Source organism: Massilia puerhi, assembly GCF_009861485.1.
The window spans coordinates 43,940-63,872 of record NZ_WOFW01000001.1; the positions used below are offsets into that span (position 1 = coordinate 43,940).

The window sequence follows — 19,933 nt, forward strand, 5'->3', positions numbered from 1 at the left end:
CACGACGACCTTTTTTCGTCGCTGTGCACGAGAAATTGGGGGCGTCAATTGACGATTCGCCGGTGGCATTGTGTGGTTGTCATGCCCTGCGCGCAGCGGGCGAGCGAGCGATTGCGGATCGCAACCAGGCAATTCGCCGTGGACCAGCATTCCTAACGAACGCAGCCCTCGTACCCGCTCAGGTAGGCTTGCAGCATACGCACACCCGTGCGCCGGGAGGATCGACCATGCATCACATTCGTCGCGGCACTGGCAAGCCTTTGCTATTGATTCACGGCCTGGGCGGCCATTGGCAAAGCTGGAATCCCATCCTGGCCGATCTTGCTACGCGGCGCGAAGTCATCGCGGTGGACTTGCCCGGCTTTGGGCAGACGCCGAGGCTGGCCGGCGAAACCTCGATCCGCACTTTGGCCGATGAGACCGCAGCCTTCCTGCATGCCAATGGCTTGAGCGGCATCGACGCGGTCGGCAGTTCGATGGGCGCCCGGCTGGTGCTGGAACTGGCGCGACGCGGTGGCAGCGTCGGCGGCGTGGTGGCGCTCAATCCAGGCGGCTTCTGGCAAGGATGGGAGCGTCACGCGTTCTTCAGCTCGATCTACCTGTCGATCCGGCTGCTGCGCCTGCTGCGCCCCGTATTGCCGGCAATTTGCGCCAATCCACTTGGCCGCGCTTTGCTGCTGGCACAATTTTCTGCCCGGCCGACAAGGCTGGCGCCGGACACCGTGAGCGATGAATTGTGCAGCTATGTGGCCTCGCCCGCGTTCGATGAATTGCTGGCCGAACTCGCCTACGGCGAAGAGCAGCAAGGCGCCCCGCGCAACAGCATCGCGCATCCGCTCGTCATTGGCTGGGGACGGCGTGACCGGGTCTGCTTTCCGCGTCAAGCGGCGCGCGCGCTGGCCTTGTTCCCGGATGCTCAACTGCACTGGTTCGATCGCTGTGGCCACTTCCCGCACTGGGATGCGCCGGCCCAGACCGTCGAGTTGATCCTGAGTGCGCTCGCCGGTGCGCGCACCGATGCCGCAGCCGGTCTCTCGCATGAGCACCATGCACAGCGAAGAACCGAGCAACGTGGGAAGATAGGCGCTCTTGGCCCATCACTCATTCATGCAAAGGACAATCAATGACACCGCAAACTGAAACCGCCATCCTGGCCGGCGGCTGCTTCTGGGGCATGGAAGAACTGCTGCGGCGTATTCCCGGCGTGCTGTCGACGCGCGTCGGCTACACCGGCGGAGACGTGCCCAACGCCACCTACCGCAACCATGGCACGCACGCGGAAGCGCTCGAACTGGTATTCGATCCGGCCCAGATCAGCTATCGCCAGATCCTTGAGTTTTTCTTCCAGATCCACGATCCAACGACGCCGAACCGCCAGGGCAATGATCGCGGAATGAGCTATCGCTCCGGCATCTATTATCTCGACGATGCCCAAAAGCGCATGGCCGAGCAGACCATCGCCGACGTCGACGCTTCCGGCCTCTGGCCCGGCAAGGCCGTCACCGAGATCGCAGCGGCAGGGCCGTTCTGGGAGGCCGAGCCGGAACACCAGGATTATCTGGAACGCAATCCGAACGGCTACACCTGTCACTTCATCCGGCCGGGCTGGAAGCTGCCTGCGCGCCAGGAATCGGCCTAAGCCGGGCGCGGCCTGGTCATTGTGATTGGACCGGGCTGCACGACCATCGGCAGCGCCTGCCCTGACGCCTTATTTTTCCGGCGCATCCAGGAAGAAGATGGCGTAGACCCTGGCGCCGGTTTTTTCGGTCGGTTTTTCAATCTGGATCTGCGCGCAGTCCTGGGCCACCAGGCTGCGCCAATTGACGACGCCCGCATTGGCGAACACGGAATTGACCTTGCACGCCAGGCTCATGTCGAGCGCCAGGCGCGCATTGCGCTGCTCGGGCTTGGCGTAGTTGACGCCGCGGATCTCGATCCCGAACGCGCTCATCCATGGCTCCCACAGCCCCGATTCGACGCCTTGCGCGATGCGACCCAACATGGTCTCGAGCGACAAACCCTTCTTGACGACTGCACGCAGCAATTGCAATGAGGGCGCCGTGCGAATGTCGGTGCTTTGCTTGCCGGCGCCGCTGTCGCCGATGGCTTTGACTTCCTTTGAAAAAGCGGCATCGCGTTCGGTGTAGTCGCGCATGCGGCTGTAGAACTCGGCGTCCAGGAAGGGATTGTCCACGCGGGCGGCGGGCTTCCTGGTTGGCTGTTTGGCGGAAGGCTGTTTTTCGTTGGTCATGGCGGCGGCTCCGGAGGATAAGGGGCGCAGCATATCAGCTCGCGCCGCGTGGACTACTCTTTCTTTTCCCTGAATTCACCCTCGATCACAAAGTCATCGGTCTGCTTGCGGGGAGGTCGCCCCCCTTCGAATTTGAAGACGGACGCTGTTATTCGATCGAACACCGCGCGCCTCAACCAGGGGTAGGCAAGCAGGAAAGCCATGGCGAAAACCATCAACAACGCGGGCGCTGCGTCGCCTTGCCATCCAAAGTGCAACGCGCACAGCGCGAGAATGCCGATGATGAGTGGTCGACGGACAGGCTTCGGCAACAGGCCGACGATGCGCAGCTTGCCATTGCGTATCCAGGGAAATCTCGCAAAAAGACCGCCCAGGATCAGCCCTGCCACGACCCGGCCCGTGCCAAGATAATCGGCCAGTACGCCGACCACCAAGAAACCGGTATAGGTCATCGTGCCGGCCAGGGCGACCAGTATGAGCAAGGCAAACGCGATGGCCAGCCTTGGCCTGGCGATGACCGCTTTGAGTAAGAGACGCAGGATTTGTGTACTCCGATAAATGGGCGCTACAAGAGGATCGCAAAGTGTAACAGCGCTCGCAAGGTTCAAGGTGCCATCACATGCCTGATTTCGCTTGCATTCGTACAGCGTTACTGATTTAATAAACTGTATGAATTCGACACCTAGTCATACGCTGGCTGAACTGTGCACCCTGGCCGACCTGCCAGCGCGCACCGTGCGCTACTACGTCCAGATCGGTCTGGTCGATCGACCGCAGGGAGAAACCCGGGCTGCGCGCTATTCCACCCGACAGCTCGAGCAGCTTCTCTTGATCAAGAAATGGACGGCCGCCGGCCTGTCGCTGGACCGTATCCGCGACCTTCTGCAAGGAGACGAACCCCCGGTTGCGCCACGCCCGCGCGCGCCAGGCTCGGTCGAGGTACGCAGCCACATTCATATCGCCGATGGGATCGACGTCGTTATCGAGCCAGGCCGCGCCGGCCTGTCGCCCGAGCAGCTACGCCAATTCCTGGCCGGCGCCATGGCGCTGCACGCGCACATCACCGGAACGACCAACCCAGACCAAGGACCAACACCATGAGCGACACCAGGCACGCACGACTCGAATCACGCAATGGCGGCCGGGCCGTATTCGACGGGGTGCAGGTGGAGGGCAAAGTACATGGCATGCTGCTCGATGTCTCGGCCACCCAGGTGTTCCGCAACCCCGGCGCCGCCCACCTCGAGCTGGTCTACAGCTTCCCGCTCCCGGCCGACGCGGTTCTGCTGTCGCTGACGGTGCGCCTGGGCGAGCGCCAGCTCACGGGGAGCGTGGTCGAACAACGCGAAGCCAGCGCGCGCTACGAAGACACCCTGGCCGACGGCGACACCGCCATCATGCTCGAACGCACCCATGACGGCAGCTATTGCCTCAACTTCGGCAATCTCGGCCCCGGCGAGACCGGCGAAGTATGCCTGCGCTACGCGCAGGCGCTGCGCTTCGAAGGCGATGGGCTGCGCCTGTGCATCCCGACCGTCATCGCGCCGCGTTTCGGCAATCCGCAGCGCGATGGCGGCCTCGATCCGCACCAAGTGCCAGCGCACGACATGTTCGCAACTTATCCGTTTGCGCTCGCACTGCAGCTGGCAAGCGGGTTTGCAACGGCGACCATCGGTTCCCCGAGCCACAAGATCGCCGTGCGCAACACGCCGGCAGGCGCCAGGGTCATGCTGGGCCAGAACGCAGCGCTCGACCGTGATTTCGTGCTCACCCTGGAGGGGCTTGAGCACGCCTCGCAGGCGATCGCCGCGCCCGACGCCACGGTAGCGGGACAGACCATGGTGCTGGCCGGATTCCGGCCGCGTTGCGCCGAACCGGCGTGCCGGCCGATCAGCACCAAGATCCTGGTCGACTGCTCGGGGTCGATGGCGGGCGACAGCATCGCCGCCGCGCGCAAGGCGCTGCAAGCGGTCATCCGCGGCTTGCGCGAGGGCGACCGTTTTTCGCTATCGCGTTTCGGCGACTCCGTGCAGCACCGCGGCCGCCGGCTCTGGAAAGCGACCGACGCCACGCGCCTTGGCGCGGCGCGCTGGATTGGTGAGCTCGACGCGGACCTGGGCGGAACCGAGATGGCCGCCGCCCTCGCCTCCACCTTCGCCCTCGACGATGCGGCGCCCTGCGATCTGCTGCTCGTCACCGATGGCCACATCCATGCGATCGACGACGTCATCGACGCGGCGCGCAGCGCCAGGCACCGGCTGTTCATCGTGGCGATCGGCAGTGCCGTGTCCGAATCGCATCTGCGCCGGCTGGCGCAGGCAACCCAGGGCGCGGTCGATTTCGTGGCGCCGGGCCAAGCCGTGGAAGGGGCGATCGAGCGCATGTTCGCGCGCCTGCGCTCGCCCCGTCTTGGCGAGCTGCGCCTGGCCTGGGCCAGCGGCCGCAGCGTGCAGTGGGCGAGCTTGCCCGACAGTGTGTTCAACGACGACAGCGTGCATGTCTACGCCTGCGTCGACGGCGACGCCGCCGGTGACGAACTGCGGCTGTTCGGCCGCGATGGCGACGGCGGCGAGCACGCCATCGGCGTTGCGACCATTGCACCAGTCGTGGATGATGGCGCCCTTGCCCGCATGGCCATCCATGCCCGGCTGCAGGGCGATGCCCAGCTCCCGCAGGCGCAACGCACGCGGCTGGCCTGCGACTATGGCCTGGTGACGCCGCAGACCAGCTTCCTGCTGACGCTCGAGCGCGCCGCCGGCGACAAGGCGCACGCCATGCCGGAACTGCAGCAGGTGGCCCAGATGCTGCCCGCCGGCTGGGGTGGCGTGGGATCGGTGCATGGCGCCGGCCAGTTCCCCCGGCAGCCGGCGGTGTGGCGGCGCGAATCGACGTTCACCGAGATGCGCGCCGCGTCACAGGTCGAGCTGTACGATATACCCGCCTTCCTGCGCCGCCAGCAGGAAGATGTGGGCGCCAGCGTCGCCGGCGATCGCAGCGCGCAATCGCGCTGGCAACGCGTGGCCGCATGGTGGCGGTCTGCGCCGCATGGCCAGCGCCACGACCGCCGCGGCCATGTCACGCCGCTGGCCCTGCATGGAATGCTGTCTTCGACGCCATCGGCATTGTGGGATGCAAGCTTTGCCGACCTGCTGGCCTCGGATATCGACCCGGCGGTGGTGGTCTGGCTGCGCGAGACCTTTGGCGACAGCCATCCAGAAGCCGAAGTCGTTGCCAGCTTCCTGGCCTGCATGGCCGAGGCTGATATGGGACGTACGCTGCAGCGCACTGCGGGACTGTCCTGGCTTGCGACGGTCAGGCTGGCAAGCCGCAGGCGCCACCTGCCGCCGGTCGCCCTGCCCGCCGCAGCCAATGCGCTGCTGGCGGCGCGCATGGCGGCGGCCCTGGCGGGGATCGACGCGCAGGCATGGCCGCCGGCCATCCTGTGTTTCGACGAAACGCGCGCGGCGCCAGCCGTAGCGTAGGCCAGCCGCCCCGCTACTGGCGGCCCGGCTCCCTGCCGCCCTGCGCCTGCGCCATCTCCAGCGCCGGCAAGGTGACGGTGAGGAACGAGGATATCTGCCCGATCAGGTCGGCGGCCTGCTGGCGCACCTGTCCCATCTGCCGCACCGACAGCTCGGCCTGGCGCACCGCCTGCTGGATCAGGGTGCGGCGCTGCACGAGCGCATCGACCAGCACCGCATCCGGCGCGTCTTCGATTAGTTTGGACACCACGGCCAGCACGGTCAGGTGCAGGCCCAGGCCCTGCGCCGACGCTTCCAGGTTGCGCATCGCGATCTCGCTGTCGGCCATCAGCTGCGCAAGCTGGGTACGCGATGAGGTCAATGCCGGCCGGTATTCGGCCGGTGAGGTCGGGCGCCGGAACAGCTTGCCGAACATGCTGGTCGGCCCCCTGGTGGTCTCGAGCGCAGCCGCGAGCAGCGCGGGCACGCCCATCTGCGAGAACTTCAGCACCAGCTCGGTGATGGGCTGGAGCAGCGCGGCCTGCTCCAGCAGCGGCGCCTCGGCCCAGTCGGTCACCAGCGCCAGCCTGACCGGCAGGATGCGGCGAAACAGCGTGGCCAGGCGCTGTTCGGCATGCGCGAACAGCTCCGGGTAGTCGGCGTGGACGATGGCGAGCGCGTCGCGCACCGCCGGATGGTCCTCGCTGTCGAACAAGGGCCGGGCCGCGGTTTTCCTGGTCAGGGCGGCCGACGCCGGCGCCGCCGGCACATCGTCGAACGACAGCGCCTTGGGCAGACTGCCACGCTCGTCCTTGCCCGCCGCGTCATCTTGCGCGTTGCCAAAATCGAATGCCTTGGGCGTGCCGTGTTTCATCTGCCTGCTTGCCGGTGGCTGCCATCGTGCATGGTTCGCGGTGCGTCTCGTCTTATACCGTGCCGCCGAGCTTGCGAATGAAGGTCGCCAGGTTCAGCTTGAATCCGGCGCCGACGGCCTGGAAACGCCATTCGCCATCCCTGCGATACAGCGAGCCGAACTGCAGCGCGGTCTTGTCCGAGTAATCCTCGTTCAGGTCGTATTGCGCGATCGTCTCGCCGCTCTCGTCGTTGTACACCTTGACGTAGGCGCCGGACACGCTGCCGAAGTTCTGCTTGCGCAGCTCGGCGTCGTGGATGGTCACCACGATCGGCATTTCCATCACCGCCGGGTCGACCCTGGCCAGGTCGACGGTGATGACTTCGTCGTCGCCATCCTTGTCGCCGGTGCGGTTGTCGCCCGAGTGCACCACGGCGCCATCGGGCGAGGTCGTGTGGTTGTAGTAGACGAAGTGGGCGTTGCTGATCATGACCGGATGGTCGTCCGCGTCTTTGCGGCACAGGAACACCGACGAGTCGAGGTCGAAGGCATGGCCCTCGGCGGCATTGACCTTCCATCCGAGGCCGATACGTACGCGTTTCAAGCCCGGTGCGGTCTTTTCGAGGTTGATCCGATGGCCAGTCTGGAGCGTCGTCGACATGAGCTTTCCTTGTAAATGGTGAAAATGGGTTGTTCGTGGGTCACGCGCCGGGCGAGAAGCGGGCGATCAGCTCGCGCTCGAGCTCCTGCAGTTTGGGCAGCTCGTCGCGGCGGCGCTGCTGGCCTTCGTTCGAGATCTGCTCGAGCTTGTCGAAGGCCGTGACCAGCTGGGTTTGTACATGCTGGGCGGTCTCCAGGCTGACGATCGAGCGCTGCTTGGCGCGCGCCACGGTCTCGGTATTTTCAAGCAGCATGTCGGCCTGGGCGCGGAAGGCGGCGTCGGTGGCATCGTAGGCGGCGTTGGCGACCGCTGCGCTCTGCTTGGCTTCGAGCTGCAGCAGATACAGCGAGAACACATTGCGCCAGGCCGGAATCGACACATTGACGATATCGGTAAAGGTGTCGGTCAGGGCGCGCGCATTATCTTGCGACAGGCGGATCTGCGGCACCATCTGGGTGGCCATCAGCATCGCGCGGCGCAGGTCGTCGATGCGCTTTTCGAGCCGCTCCAGGCGGCGCCGGAGTTCGGTCGCCTGCTGCGCCTCGAAGGCGTTGGCCGCCGCGCCCTGTTGCGCGACCGCCTGGCGCAGCCGCTCGGCCCAGGCTTCGCCCTTCTTCACGTCGGCGTCCAGGCCCTGGTAATACGCTTCCAGGCCCTTGTACATCTCGTCGAAATCGTGGATGCGCGCCCGGTGCACGTTCGCATGGCGGGTCATCTCGGCGACCAGGGTGTCCATGCGCGATTCGACCACCTGGTATTGCGACAGCATCTTTTCCTTGACCGAGCCGAACATGTTCGACACACGCGACAGCAGGCCGCCGGAACGCAGCTTGGCCGGGTCCAGGCCCTTCGAAGTGGCGATCAGTTCGTTCAACTGGGTGCCGAACACGTCCGCGTCCGACGCGCGCACGGTGCCCAGCAGCTTGGCCGAGACCTTCGCCACGCCCGGGCCGGCGGCGCTGCCCAGCGTCTCGATGGCCTTGTCGTCGATGCCGGTCAGGTCGACCCGGACCACTGGCGCCGCGCTTGCCTGCGGATGCAAGGCCGGCAGCGAATCGGGCGCGCGGGCCGGATCGAGCAAGGGTGGAAATCCCGCAGCGGGCGTCACTGGCGCCGCAGGCGCGGCGTTCGCTTCCTCGTCGGAGGAGAACAGCGGTTTCATAGGATTCCCTCGGCTTGAAGTGGCAACATGAATAGCTTACCACCGGACAATCGGGCATAGCGCATTTCGGGGCGGTCAACACATCTGATAACATCATCCTCTGGCGAAACGCGAGCGACCTGCTCAACCACGTTGTCGTCCATCGGGTGGCGATCCGCCCCTTCCTGCTACGGCGCCGCCGATCCCACAAGGTGACGCTGCCCCTCCCTCCCCCACATGAGGTCGCACACCGGCATCGATGGCGAGGTACCTGAACTCCGACTTTCTTGCGCACTTTAGGACCACCATGAAATACGAATCCGTACACCAGTTCTTGCAACACGTTGCCGACCGCAATCCCGGCCAGGGCGAGTTTCTCCAGGCCGTGACCGAAGTGATGGAAAGCCTGTGGCCGTTCATCGCCCAGCATCCCAGGTATGCCGAGCATGGCTTGCTCGACCGGCTGGTCGAGCCCGAGCGCGTGGTGATGTTCCGGGTCTCGTGGGTGGACGACCATGGCCAGGTCCAGGTCAACCGCGGCTACCGGATCCAGCACAGCATGGCGATCGGGCCGTATAAAGGCGGCATGCGCTTCCACCCCTCGGTCAACTTGTCGGTGCTTAAGTTTCTCGCCTTCGAACAGACGTTCAAGAATGCGCTCACCACCCTGCCCATGGGCGGCGGCAAGGGCGGCTCGGACTTCGACCCCAAGGGCAGGAGCCAGGGCGAGATCATGCGTTTCTGCCAGGCCTTCGTCAGCGAGTTGTTCCGTCACGTCGGTTCGGATACCGACGTACCCGCTGGCGATATCGGCGTCGGCGCCCGCGAAGTCGGCTATATGGCCGGCATGATGAAAAAGCTGAGCAACCGGGCCGACTGCGTCTTCACCGGCAAGGGCCTGAGCTTCGGCGGCTCGCTGATGCGGCCGGAAGCGACCGGTTACGGCACCGTCTATTTCGCACAAGAGATGCTCAAGACGCGCGGCCGTTCTTTCGATGGCCTGCGGGTGAGCGTGTCCGGCTCGGGCAATGTGGCGCAGTACGCGATCGAAAAGGCGATGTCACTGGGGGCGAAGGTCATCACGGTGTCCGATTCGAGCGGCACCGTGATCGACAGCGAAGGATTCACGGCCGAGAAACTGGCGATCCTGATGGACGTGAAAAACCACCTGTATGGCCGCGTCAGCGACTATGCCGAGCGCACCGGCAGCCGCTTCGAAGCCGGCGTGCGGCCCTGGCATGTGCCAGTCGACGTGGCGCTGCCATGCGCCACCCAGAACGAACTGGACGCCAACGATGCCGCCGTGTTGATCCGCAACGGCGTCTTGTGCGTGGCCGAAGGGGCGAATATGCCGTCGACCATCGAAGCGGCGAAAGCGTTCGAGGCCGCGGGCGTCCTGTATGCGCCGGGCAAGGCCAGCAATGCCGGCGGCGTCGCCACGTCGGGCCTGGAGATGAGCCAGAACGCCGAGCGCCTGTCCTGGCCGAGCGACGAAGTCGACGCCCGCCTGCTGCAGATCATGCAGGGCATCCACGCGGCCTGCATCAAGTATGGCGCGCACGCCGATGGCAGCATCAGCTATGTCGATGGGGCCAATATCGCCGGCTTCGTGAAAGTAGCAGATGCGATGCTGGCGCAAGGCGTGACCTGAACCCCGGCAAACTACCAGATTGACAATAGTTATTGTCGGTATTTCTTACACATTATGCAACGTGGAAACGTAAGCTACTGAATAGACTCTTATTTTCCACGTGGCATAATTGTTGCTCTCTCTTAAGTCAAAATTATTAACAGAGAGAAAGTAGCTATCGATGGGTAATGGGAGAGTGTCAAACCTGGTGTGGAATGGCGTGCGCCAGCAACTTGGAACTGCGCTGCGCTCCCAGCCAGCCGTTCGCAATGCGACCGCCAGAGTCGAGACCTGGATGTTGCGGCAGCAGCACTCCATCGGGAGAATCGCTCCTGCAGTCATTCGGCCCAGTCCCCATCTGATCATGCTTTCCTTGACGAGCTATTGCAACCTGCGCTGCCAGGGGTGCAAATATGGCAGGGACTTCATGCCGGGTTCGCAGCTGAGTTGGGAACATGTCCGCGACGTTCTCGACGACGCCAGGGAAGCCGGCATCTACAAGGTGCGCCTGTATGGTGGAGAGCCACTGCTTCATCCGGACCTGCCCAGGATGATCGCCTATTGCAGAGACATCGGTCTTTCTCCGGTGGTAACGACCAACGCGGTTGCGCTCTCATCCAGGATCGATGAGTTGTATGCGGCGGGACTCAGGGACCTGACCATCGGCTTTTATGGCGTCGGCGACGCCTATGACGAATACACCCAGCGGCCAGGACGGGCCAGGAAGATGGAAGCGGGTATTGCCGACGTCAGACGCAAATATGGCGATACGGTCAGGATGCAAATCAACTGGCTGCTACGGCGCCAGACCTGTAACCTGGCATTGCTCCATGAAGCATTCGACTTTGCACGCAAGTACAACACGACGCTGCAGATCGATATGGTCCATTATTCCCTGCCCTACTTCACCGAGGGTCCCGACCGTGAGCTGCAGTTCCGTGAGGAAGATCGGGACGCGATCGATGTCGTCATCGCTGAATTGCTCGCATTGAAAGAGCAATACCCGCAAATGATCCGGCATACGCCCGAAGCGATCCGCTCGATGCCGGACTGGCTGCTGCAAGGGCCCGGCATGAAGGTGCCCTGTGCAGCGCGCGAGATGATCTGGGTAGGCGCGGATGGTACGGTGCAGCTGTGCTACGTTACATTCAAGCTCGGAAACCTGCACCAGATGCGCCTGCGCGACATGCTCTACACGCCAGCGCATACGGCCGCTTCGCGCGCCGCCTTTGCGCTCGATTGTCCAAACTGCCACTGCAGCGCCGGTGAGCGGATCATGCGCGATGCAAGGTCCGTCACCAAATACAGTCGATAGCGGCCTGCCTGGCCTGAACAACCATGCGGACACGGAATGATACGGCCGCCCCTGCACAGGCAAGGCCGGCAGGACCGGGCAGCGCCGATCCAGCACATGCGGAGGTGCCGCTCATCGTGCATGTCATTTACCGGTTCGATGTCGGCGGTCTGGAAACACTGCTCGCCGAGTGCATCCGCCGCATGCCCCGCCACAGGTACCGCCATGCCATCGTCTGCACCAGCGGCTATTCCGCATTCGTGGAACAAATCGCCGGGACCGGGACGCCCATTTTCAGCCTCGACAAACCTGCGGGGCTGGGTCTTGTCGCACATATCAGGCTGTGGAAACTGCTCAGGCGCCTGCGTCCGACGGTCCTGCATACGTACTGCGTCAGTGCGGTCGAATACACCGCCACCGGGGTGTTGGCGGGCGTTCCGGTGCGCGTGCATTCGGAACACGGCCGTAACCTGAATGAGGCCGATGGACGCAGCCGCAAATACAACGCGTTGCGCCGCGCGATGGGACTGCTGATGCATTCCTGCGTTGCAGTATCTGGCGACCTGGAAAGCTGGCTGGTAAACATCGTTGGCCTGCACCGGCAAAAAATCAGACGTATCGCCAATGGCGTCGATACCGACAAATTCTCACCTGCCCCGATATCACTCCCTACAGGACCTGGACATGCTCCTTCCCAAGGCCGATTCTTGATCGGGACAGTAGGCCGGATATGCGAGGTAAAAAACCAGGCCGCCCTGATCGACGCCTTTGTCCTCCTGCTGGATCGCTTCAGGGGAAACGGGCCGGAACTTTCGCTGACCGTCATTGGTGACGGTCCGCTATTGACGTCCTTGAAAGAAAAAATCGCCGGCCTTGGGATTGCCCATCTCGTCAGTACTCCCGGATCACGCAACGATATCGCCGACATCATGAAGACATTCTCGCTGTTCGTGCTGCCGTCACTGTCCGAAGCAATGCCGGTCGCTGTCCTGGAAGCGATGGCAAGCGGCGTGCCGGTCGTGGCCCCCTCAGTGGGTGGCGTTCCAGACATCGTCGTCGATGGCGTGACTGGTGTGCTGGTGGATTCGCCATGTCCCCGAATTCTGGTGAAAGTCATTGCCGACTATGTCGAACACCCAGAGATGGGGCGGCGTCATGGCGCAGCGGGCCGCGCGTTTGTCGAGCGACATCACGGCGTCGACCAGATGGTCAAGCAGTACCTGGCCTTGTACGATATGCACTGCGAGACGGAATCAGTAGGCTGAGTTCAGCTGGCAAACGGTACGGTGACCACTAGCACCAGCGCCTTGCCAGGATACACGTGGTGTTCCAGCGCCACGGCCCATGCTCGTTGCTGCAAGCTTCTCCGCATTGCCTTTGCGACATGTTATTCTTGCTTGGCCTCGACCACCAAGAGAAGACATGACCCGCTCGCTCCCCCTGTTTTTGTGCACCCTGCTGTGCGCAGCCCTGCCCGCCATCGCCCAGGTCAAAGTGCCGGCGTCGCCGGAAAAAATGAACCAGTTGTATGCCGACTACTGGGAAGACTACCTGCGCGAGAACCCGATCGCCGCCACTTTCAATGGCGAGCACCGCTACAACGACCGTTTCGGCGTGGTCTCGTCCACCGAAGACCGGGCCCAGACCCGCGCGCTGGCCGAAAAATACCTGGCGCGCAGCGCCCAGTTCGATCCGGCGCCGCTGCCCTCGGAAGACCGCATCAGCTATGACCTGCTGCGCTATCGCCTGCAGCAAGACCTGGACGGCCTGCGCTTCCCATCCGACCTGGTGCCGGTGGACCAGTTCTCGGGCCTGCATCTGCTGATGGCCCAGCTGGGCTCGGGCGCTTCGGCGCAGCCATTCCAGACCGTGCAGGATTATGACAACTGGCTCAAGCGCGCAGCCGGTTACGCGCCGGCGGTCGACAATGCGATCCTCGACATGCAGAAAGGGATCAAGCAGGGCATCGTGATGCCCAAGGCGCTGATCAGCCGCGTCTTGCCGCAGCTGGAAAACGTCGGCAGCGACGACCTGGCGACCAGCACCTATATGGGCCCGGTGAAGAAATTCCCGGACTCGTTCAGCGCCGCCGACAAGGCGCGCCTGACCGAGGCCTACGGCAAGATGGTGCGCGAGCAACTCGCGCCGGCCAACCGCAAGCTGCTGGCCTTCATGCAGGGCACCTACCTGCCGGCCGGGCGCGATAGCGCCGGCATCGGTTCCCTGCCCGGCGGCAAGGAGTGGTATGCCTTCCTGGCGCGCCGCTCGACCACCACCCCGCTCACCCCCGACGAGATCCACGAGATCGGCCTGCGCGAAGTGGCGCGCATCCGCGCCCAGTTCGAGGAGGCCAAGGTCAAGGTCGGGTTCAAGGGTACGCTGAAGGAATTCTTCGAGCACCTCAATACCGCGCCCGAGCTGCGCTTCAAGTCGCGCGAGGACATCCAGGCCGCCTACGAGGCGATGCGTCCGCGCGTCGAAGCCAAGGTCGACCAGCTGTTCGCGCGCGTGCCCAAGGCGCCGTTCGAGATCCGTCCGGTCGAAGCGTTCCGCGAAGTGAGCGCGGCCCCGGCCTCTTACCAGCGCGGTTCGGTCGATGGCAAGCGTCCCGGCGTGTTCTACTTCAACGCCTACAAGCCCGAGACCCGCACCAACTTCACGACCACCGCCTTCTTCTTGCACGAGGCGATTCCGGGCCACCATTTCGAGCGCAGCCTGGCGCAGGAAGCGACCGGCCTGCCGGCCTTCCGCCGCTTCGGCGGCAACACCGCCTTCTCGGAAGGCTGGGGCCTGTACAGCGAGATGCTGGGCCAGGAAATCGGCATGTACAACGATCCCTGGCAGTGGGTCGGCCGCCTGACCGCCGAAATCTGGCGCGGCGTGCGGCTGGTGGTCGACACCGGCATCCATTCCAAGGGCTGGACGCGCGAGCAGGGAATCGCCTATTTCAGGGACAACGTGCCGCAGAACGAAGTGACCGCGGTGCAGGAAGTCGAACGCTATATCGCGATTCCCGGCCAGGCCCTGAGCTACAAGATCGGCGAACTGAAGCTGCGCGAACTGCGTGCGCGCGCCGAGAAAACCCTGGGTTCGTCGTTCGACCTGCGCGCCTTCCATAACGAGGTGCTGTCGCACGGCGCGGTGCCGCTCGACGTGCTCGAAGCGGCGACCGACCGCTGGATCGCGGCCCAGAAGAAAAGCTGAGCCACTAGGGCGCGGTCACCTCGACCTCGCGGCTGACCACGGTGCGCCGACCCTGACGGTCGAGCACCGTGGCCGTCACCGTGTAGCGCCCTGGCGCCGCGAAACCGTGGCTGGCGCTGGCGCTGGCCACGCCGGCGCGTTCCTCGATCCTGCGCGCCGGGGCCGCGCTGCCATCGCCCCAGGCCCAGTCGACGCCGCGCGTGCCGACCCGGTCGCCATCGACGAACGATACCGAAGCCCGTAGCGGCGCGCCAACCGCCACCGTGCGCGGCGCCACGATCGGCCCGACCGCATGCCCGCCGCGGCGCCCGCGCTCGGGCGTGAGCAGCACCAGGCCAGCATTCGAACTGGCCACGATCTCCCCCCGGTCATTGATCGCCAGCGCATGCTCCAGCGCCAGCGTCGGCGGCGCATGGCGCAGCAGGCGGTTCAGGTCGCGCATGCCGGCGCCGGCGCTCCAGACGAAGGCGCGCATGGCCCCGGCCCTGTTCTCGGCGAAGCCGACCACCTGGCCCCGGGCATTGACGGCGCGCGCGACCGAGGTCCGGCCGCCCAGGGTGCCCAGTTCGCGCATGCCGCCGCGGCGCGTCCACGACATCGCGCGCTGGCGTCCATCGGCAAATCCGATTCCGCCCGCGATATGCAGGCCAGGCGTCATCGCGTTGACCCAGGCCGTAGTGCCGCGCCCGATCCCCAGGTCCAGCATGCCGCTCGCGCGCGTCCACAGGAAGGGGCGATCGCCGCCATCGTCCCAGGATGCGAGCCGGTTGCCCGCCACTTCGCCCCCTGCCCCGACCGCGACGGGCGTCGATTCGACGCTGCCGAGCGTGTCGATGTCGATCACGCCGCTCGCGCGCGTCCAGGCGAATACGCGCGTGATCTCGTCGTCGATGGTGGTCACGCCGGCGATCAGGCCGGCATCGTTGAGCACGCGGCCTGATGCGGGCTCGGGAAAGGCCGGGGTCACGCCCAGGTCTTCCAGGCCGCCCGCCAGGCTCCAGCGGAACGCTCGTCCGGTGTCGCCGTACGAGCCGGTCACCACGCCCCGGTTGTTGATCGCCCAGCCATACGAGCGGCCGCCGTCGGACGCCGGCAGGATGCCGAGCATGCCGCTGCCGGCGCGCCAGACGAAGGCGTTTTCGATGCCGTCGCGATTGACCGACGTGCCCACGACCTGCCCGGCCTCGTTCAGGCCGTTTGCATAGCTGGCCGCGCCGCCCAGTGAGCCGATATCGTGCGTCGACCTGCCATCGTAGAAATAGCCCGAGGTGCGGCCTGCGCTCACCAGGGTGAACGCCACCTGCCCGGCGGCGTTGATGGCCGGGTAGGTCGCGACCGTGCCAGGACCAAGATGGATGACGCGGTAGCCGGCAGGGGTGGCCGCTGGCGCCAACTGCGCGCATGCCAGCATTATCAGCAGCAGGATTGTTCGAACAAAAACCATGTTGACTCCAGTGAGGTTGGACCAGGCCCGGATCGCGATGCCACTGTGCCGGGCGACGGACTCGATCATGCGCCGTACCCGGCGCGCACGATCGGCGCCGGCACTGGAACCTGCACGCCTCTGCGCTACGCCAATGAATGCTGTGGCATCGATCGCACATCTTGCCGACACCAGCACAGGCTATGAGGCGTTGTCTTACATGTAACGAACGCGACCATATTTACTGTTAAATTATTCATCCTATGTCGATCCCTCCCACTCACCATTCATGTCATGAAAACCTTTCATTGCGACAAGTGTTCACAACAGGTATTTTTCGAGAACACGCTATGTTTTAACTGCGACAGCACCCTGGGCTACCAGCCCGCAACCCGCAGCATCAACAGCTTCGAGCAGGCCGAGGACAATCTCTGGCGCAGCCTGAACCCGGTCGACAAGGGCAAGCTGTACAAGCAATGCAGCAATTATGTGCAGCACAATGTCTGCAACTGGATGCTGCCCGCCGACGACCCGCACGATTTGTGCGAATCGTGCCAGCTGACCGTCGTCATTCCGGCGCTGTCGACCGAAAAAAACCACATCCTGTGGTCGCGCCTCGAAACCGCCAAGCGCCGCCTGCTGTTTTCGCTGGCGATGCTGAACCTGACCCCGGCCTCGAAGGAAACCGAACCCGAGACCGGCCTGGCCTTCCAGTTCCTGGAAGACAGCGTGAGCGACGGGTGCGTGATGACCGGCCACGACAACGGCCTGATCACCCTGAATATCGCCGAAGCCGACCCGGCCGAGCGCGAGCGCACGCGCGAACAGATGCACGAGCGCTATCGCACGCTGCTGGGACACTTCCGCCACGAGAGCGGACATTATTATTTCGACCGGCTGGTGGCCGAGAGTGACTGGATCGACGACTTTCGCGCCCTGTTCGGCGACGAGCGCCAGGATTATGGCGAAGCGCTCAAGCGCCACTACGACGCAGGCCCAGCCGCCGACTGGGAGTCGAATTTTGTCAGCAGCTACGCCAGTTCGCACCCGTGGGAAGACTGGGCCGAGACCTGGGCCCATTACCTGCACATGATCGATACGCTCGAAACGGCGCATGCCTGCGGCCTGGCGCTCAAGCCGCGCAAGGCCGACGAACCGGCGCTCGACAGCATCACCTTGCCCATGAAGGCGGAATCGTTCGACGATACCCTGCACGACTGGTTCGCGCTGACCTATGTGCTCAACAGCCTGAACCGCAGCATCGGCATGCCGGATTCCTACCCATTCAAGCTCAGTACGCCGGTACTGGAAAAGCTGGAATTCGTGCACAAGGTGGTGCGTGCGCAGATAAAGACGAACAAGGCGTAAGCGCCGGCCGGCCGCGCACCGGACGCTGTTTTAACGAGGCGCGCCATGCACCGTCATGACGCGAACGCCGGCATTCTCGTCACAACAGTGCGGCGCGCCATATATTGGTGCGTCGGCCTAACCAGTCTGGGTCTGGGTCTGGGTTTGGGTCTGGGTTTGGGTCTGGGTTTGGGTCTGGGTTTGCGTCTGCGTCTGGGTCGGGGCCGGCGCCGGCACCGACTCCGCCGGCAGCAGGAAATCGCGACTGATGCCATTGCCCAGCTCTTCGACCGCCACCAGGAAGCGCGTCAGGAATTCGTGCAGGCCTTCGTCCAGAATGGCGCCGATCGACACCGTTTGCAGCATGGCGTGCAGTTCCTGCGCCTGGCGCTCGGTGTCCCGCGACAGGTCGTTGCGCACGTCCTGCAGATTGGCCACGACGGCGCACATGCAGGCCACCAGCGAACGCGGCATTTTCTCTTGCAGGATCAGGAGCGCCGCCACCCGTTTCGGCGTGATGGCGTCGCGATACACCTTGCGATAGGTCTCGAATGCCGATACCGAGCGCAGCAGCGCCGCCAGGTAATAGAATTCGCCCTGGGCCCCGGCCTGGATCGTGTCGGACGCCAGGAACCTGAACTTGACGTCCAGGATGCGCGCCGTATTGTCGGCCCGTTCCAGGAAGGTACCCATGCGGATGAAATTGAAGGCCTCGTCCTGGAACATGGTGCCCAGCGTGACCCCGCGCGACAGGTGCGAGCGGTACTTGACCCATTCCAGGAACTGGCCGGGACTATGCTCGAACATGCGGTTCTTGAGGTGCTGCTGCAGCATCAGCCAAGTGGTGTTCTCGGTTTCCCACACCTCGGTCGGCAGGGTGCCGCGCACGGCGCGGGCGTTCTCGCGCGCCGCGCGCAGGCAGCTGGTGATCGAGGACAGGTTGTCCGGATCGCGCACCATGAAGTCGATCACATCCTTTTGCGACAAGGTGGCGTATTTGGCGTCGAATTGCTGGTTCAGTTCAGAGACCCCGAGCATGGTGCGCCAGCCCTGCTGCTCGGCGCGCTCCGACTGCGGCATCAGCGAATACTGGACCCGGACATCGAGCATGCGTGCGGTATTTTCGGCCCGTTCGGTATAGCGGGCCATCCAGAACAAATGATCGGCGGTGCGGCTCAACATGCTAGTTCTCCAGTATCCAGGTATCTTTGGTGCCGCCGCCCTGCGACGAATTGACTACCAGCGATCCTTCCTGCAACGCTACCCGGGTCAGTCCACCCGGCACCATCGACACGTTCTTGCCCGACAGGACAAACGGCCGCAGGTCGATATGGCGCGGCGCGATGCCCGACTCGACAAAGGTCGGGCAGGCCGACAGCGCCAGCGTGGGCTGGGCAATATAGCCTTCCGGATTGGCCAGCAGTCGCGCGCGGAAAGCCTCGATCTCGGCCTGGGTCGAGGCCGGCCCGACCAGCATGCCGTAGCCGCCGGCGCCGTGCACTTCCTTGACCACCAGGTCCGCCAGGTTGGCCAGCGTATAGGCCAGTTCGTCCTTCTTGCGGCACTGGTAGGTGGGCACGTTGTTCAGGATCGGCTCTTCGCTCAAATAGAACTTGATCATGTCCGGCACATACGGATAGATCGACTTGTCGTCGGCCACGCCGGTGCCGATCGCATTAGTGAGCGTCACCCGGCCGGCGCGCACGGCGTCGAGCAGGCCCGGCACGCCCAGCGTCGACTCCGGACGGAAGGCGCGCGGATCGAGATAGTCGTCGTCGATGCGGCGGTAGATGACGTCGACCTGCTTGGGCCCGCGCGTGGTGCGCATATAGACGGTGTCGTCGCTGACATACAGGTCTTGCCCCTGCACCAGCGCCACGCCCATCTGCTGGGCCAGGAATGCATGCTCGAAATAGGCCGAATTGTGCATGCCCGGCGTGAGCACGACCACGGTCGGGTCGATGCTGCCCTGCGGCGCCACGGTGCGCAGGTTGTCGAGCAGCAGGTCGGGATAGTGCTCGACCGGCGCTACCCGGTTACGCGCGAACAGCGCCGGGAACAGGCGCATCATCATCTTGCGGTTTTCCAGCATGTACGACACGCCCGACGGCACCCGCAGATTGTCTTCCAGGACGTAGAACTCGCCCTCGCCGGCGCGCACGATGTCGACCCCGGCGATGTGGGCGTAGATGTCGGAAGGCAGCTTGATGCCCTGCATGGCGGGCCGGTACTGGGCGTTGTTCAGGATTCGCTCGGGCGGAATGATGCCGGCCTTGAGGATGGCCTGGTCATGATAGACATCGTGCAGGAAGCGGTTCAATGCCGTCACGCGCTGCACCAGGCCGGTCTGCAGGCGCGCCCATTCGGCGGCGTTGATCACGCGCGGGATGATATCGAAGGGAATCAGCCGTTCCTTGCCGGCGTCGTCGCCGTAGACGGCGAAGGTGATTCCCACGCGCTGGAAGTTCAGCTCGGCCTCGGCCCGCTTCTGCTCGATCAGCCCGGTCGGCTGTTGCGCGAGCCAGTCGGCAAACGGGCCGTAATGAGGCCGCACGGTTGCCGCAGTGGAATACATTTCATCATAAAAGTTCGGCATCGATTCCTCCTGTCCCCAAGTACTATCAAGAAACGTGCCAGCGGTGCGTTTCAATTTTATTAATCGATTATA

17 protein-coding genes are annotated in these 19,933 nt (G+C 64.2%); 9 read left to right on the forward strand and 8 right to left on the reverse strand.

Features of this window, described 5'->3' with window-relative positions:
- Positions 1–227 precede the first annotated feature (227 nt).
- Complete coding sequence (locus GNT67_RS00220; protein WP_159627472.1) at positions 228–1,127, forward strand: alpha/beta fold hydrolase; 900 nt, start codon at positions 228–230, stop codon at positions 1,125–1,127.
- Positions 1,124–1,639, forward strand: coding sequence for a peptide-methionine (S)-S-oxide reductase MsrA (gene msrA, locus GNT67_RS00225; protein ID WP_159627474.1), 516 nt, complete (start codon positions 1,124–1,126; stop codon positions 1,637–1,639). The genes GNT67_RS00220 and msrA overlap by 4 nt, the downstream gene beginning before the upstream one ends.
- Before the next feature lie 69 nt (positions 1,640–1,708).
- On the opposite strand, the gene GNT67_RS00230 is transcribed toward msrA, so the two are convergent.
- Positions 1,709–2,251, reverse strand: a complete 543-nt coding sequence (locus GNT67_RS00230; RefSeq protein ID WP_159627476.1) for a hypothetical protein — start codon at positions 2,249–2,251, stop codon at positions 1,709–1,711.
- 53 nt (positions 2,252–2,304) lie between these two features.
- On the reverse strand, positions 2,305–2,859 hold the full coding sequence (locus GNT67_RS00235) for a hypothetical protein (RefSeq protein ID WP_159627478.1): 555 nt from the start codon (positions 2,857–2,859) through the stop codon (positions 2,305–2,307).
- A 61-nt stretch (positions 2,860–2,920) separates the two neighbouring features.
- Here GNT67_RS00235 and GNT67_RS00240 point away from each other — a divergent pair, with 61 nt between their 5' ends.
- Positions 2,921–3,352 (forward strand): helix-turn-helix domain-containing protein, encoded by a 432-nt coding sequence (locus GNT67_RS00240; protein ID WP_159627480.1) that lies wholly within the window; start codon positions 2,921–2,923, stop codon positions 3,350–3,352.
- Positions 3,349–5,733: a VIT domain-containing protein gene (locus GNT67_RS00245; protein ID WP_159627482.1), complete on the forward strand. Its 2,385-nt coding sequence runs from the start codon at positions 3,349–3,351 to the stop codon at positions 5,731–5,733. The genes GNT67_RS00240 and GNT67_RS00245 overlap by 4 nt, the downstream gene beginning before the upstream one ends.
- Before the next feature lie 13 nt (positions 5,734–5,746).
- Here GNT67_RS00245 and GNT67_RS00250 read toward each other — a convergent pair whose 3' ends face one another.
- The 3 genes from GNT67_RS00250 to GNT67_RS00260 are packed head-to-tail and all read right to left on the reverse strand — an operon-like array spanning position 5,747 to position 8,388.
- Positions 5,747–6,586, reverse strand: coding sequence for a hypothetical protein (locus GNT67_RS00250; protein WP_159627484.1), 840 nt, complete (start codon positions 6,584–6,586; stop codon positions 5,747–5,749).
- Between the two features lie 52 nt (positions 6,587–6,638).
- Positions 6,639–7,226, reverse strand: coding sequence for a TerD family protein (locus GNT67_RS00255; RefSeq protein ID WP_159627486.1), 588 nt, complete (start codon positions 7,224–7,226; stop codon positions 6,639–6,641).
- Between the two features lie 40 nt (positions 7,227–7,266).
- Positions 7,267–8,388, reverse strand: coding sequence for a toxic anion resistance protein (locus GNT67_RS00260; RefSeq protein ID WP_159627488.1), 1,122 nt, complete (start codon positions 8,386–8,388; stop codon positions 7,267–7,269).
- Positions 8,389–8,674: 286 nt separating this feature from the next.
- On the opposite strand from GNT67_RS00260, the gene gdhA reads away from it, so the two are divergent.
- The 4 genes from gdhA to GNT67_RS00280 all read left to right on the forward strand — a co-directional run bounded on the left by gdhA (position 8,675) and on the right by GNT67_RS00280 (position 14,495).
- Complete coding sequence (gene gdhA / locus GNT67_RS00265) at positions 8,675–10,018, forward strand: NADP-specific glutamate dehydrogenase (RefSeq protein ID WP_159627490.1); 1,344 nt, start codon at positions 8,675–8,677, stop codon at positions 10,016–10,018.
- A gap of 343 nt (positions 10,019–10,361) precedes the next feature.
- Positions 10,362–11,312, forward strand: a complete 951-nt coding sequence (locus GNT67_RS00270) for a radical SAM protein (protein WP_159627492.1) — start codon at positions 10,362–10,364, stop codon at positions 11,310–11,312.
- Positions 11,313–11,428: 116 nt separating this feature from the next.
- On the forward strand, positions 11,429–12,556 hold the full coding sequence (locus tag GNT67_RS00275) for a glycosyltransferase (RefSeq protein ID WP_229407862.1): 1,128 nt from the start codon (positions 11,429–11,431) through the stop codon (positions 12,554–12,556).
- Between the two features lie 157 nt (positions 12,557–12,713).
- Positions 12,714–14,495: a DUF885 domain-containing protein gene (locus tag GNT67_RS00280; protein WP_159627496.1), complete on the forward strand. Its 1,782-nt coding sequence runs from the start codon at positions 12,714–12,716 to the stop codon at positions 14,493–14,495.
- Positions 14,496–14,499: 4 nt separating this feature from the next.
- Here the strand turns inward: GNT67_RS00280 and GNT67_RS00285 are convergent, their stop codons facing one another.
- Positions 14,500–16,008, reverse strand: a complete 1,509-nt coding sequence (locus GNT67_RS00285) for a PKD domain-containing protein (RefSeq protein ID WP_159627498.1) — start codon at positions 16,006–16,008, stop codon at positions 14,500–14,502.
- 204 nt (positions 16,009–16,212) lie between these two features.
- Here GNT67_RS00285 and GNT67_RS00290 point away from each other — a divergent pair, with 204 nt between their 5' ends.
- The gene (locus GNT67_RS00290; protein WP_159627500.1) at positions 16,213–17,286 is read left to right on the forward strand and encodes a zinc-binding metallopeptidase family protein; all 1,074 of its coding nucleotides are present in this window, start codon (positions 16,213–16,215) and stop codon (positions 17,284–17,286) included.
- A 117-nt stretch (positions 17,287–17,403) separates the two neighbouring features.
- Here GNT67_RS00290 and GNT67_RS00295 read toward each other — a convergent pair whose 3' ends face one another.
- Complete coding sequence (locus GNT67_RS00295) at positions 17,404–18,447, reverse strand: alpha-E domain-containing protein (protein WP_159627502.1); 1,044 nt, start codon at positions 18,445–18,447, stop codon at positions 17,404–17,406.
- Position 18,448: 1 nt separating this feature from the next.
- Positions 18,449–19,861 carry a circularly permuted type 2 ATP-grasp protein gene (locus GNT67_RS00300; RefSeq protein WP_159627504.1) on the reverse strand — a complete coding sequence of 471 codons (1,413 nt, stop codon included), beginning with the start codon at positions 19,859–19,861 and terminating at the stop codon, positions 18,449–18,451.
- Positions 19,862–19,933 lie beyond the last annotated feature (72 nt).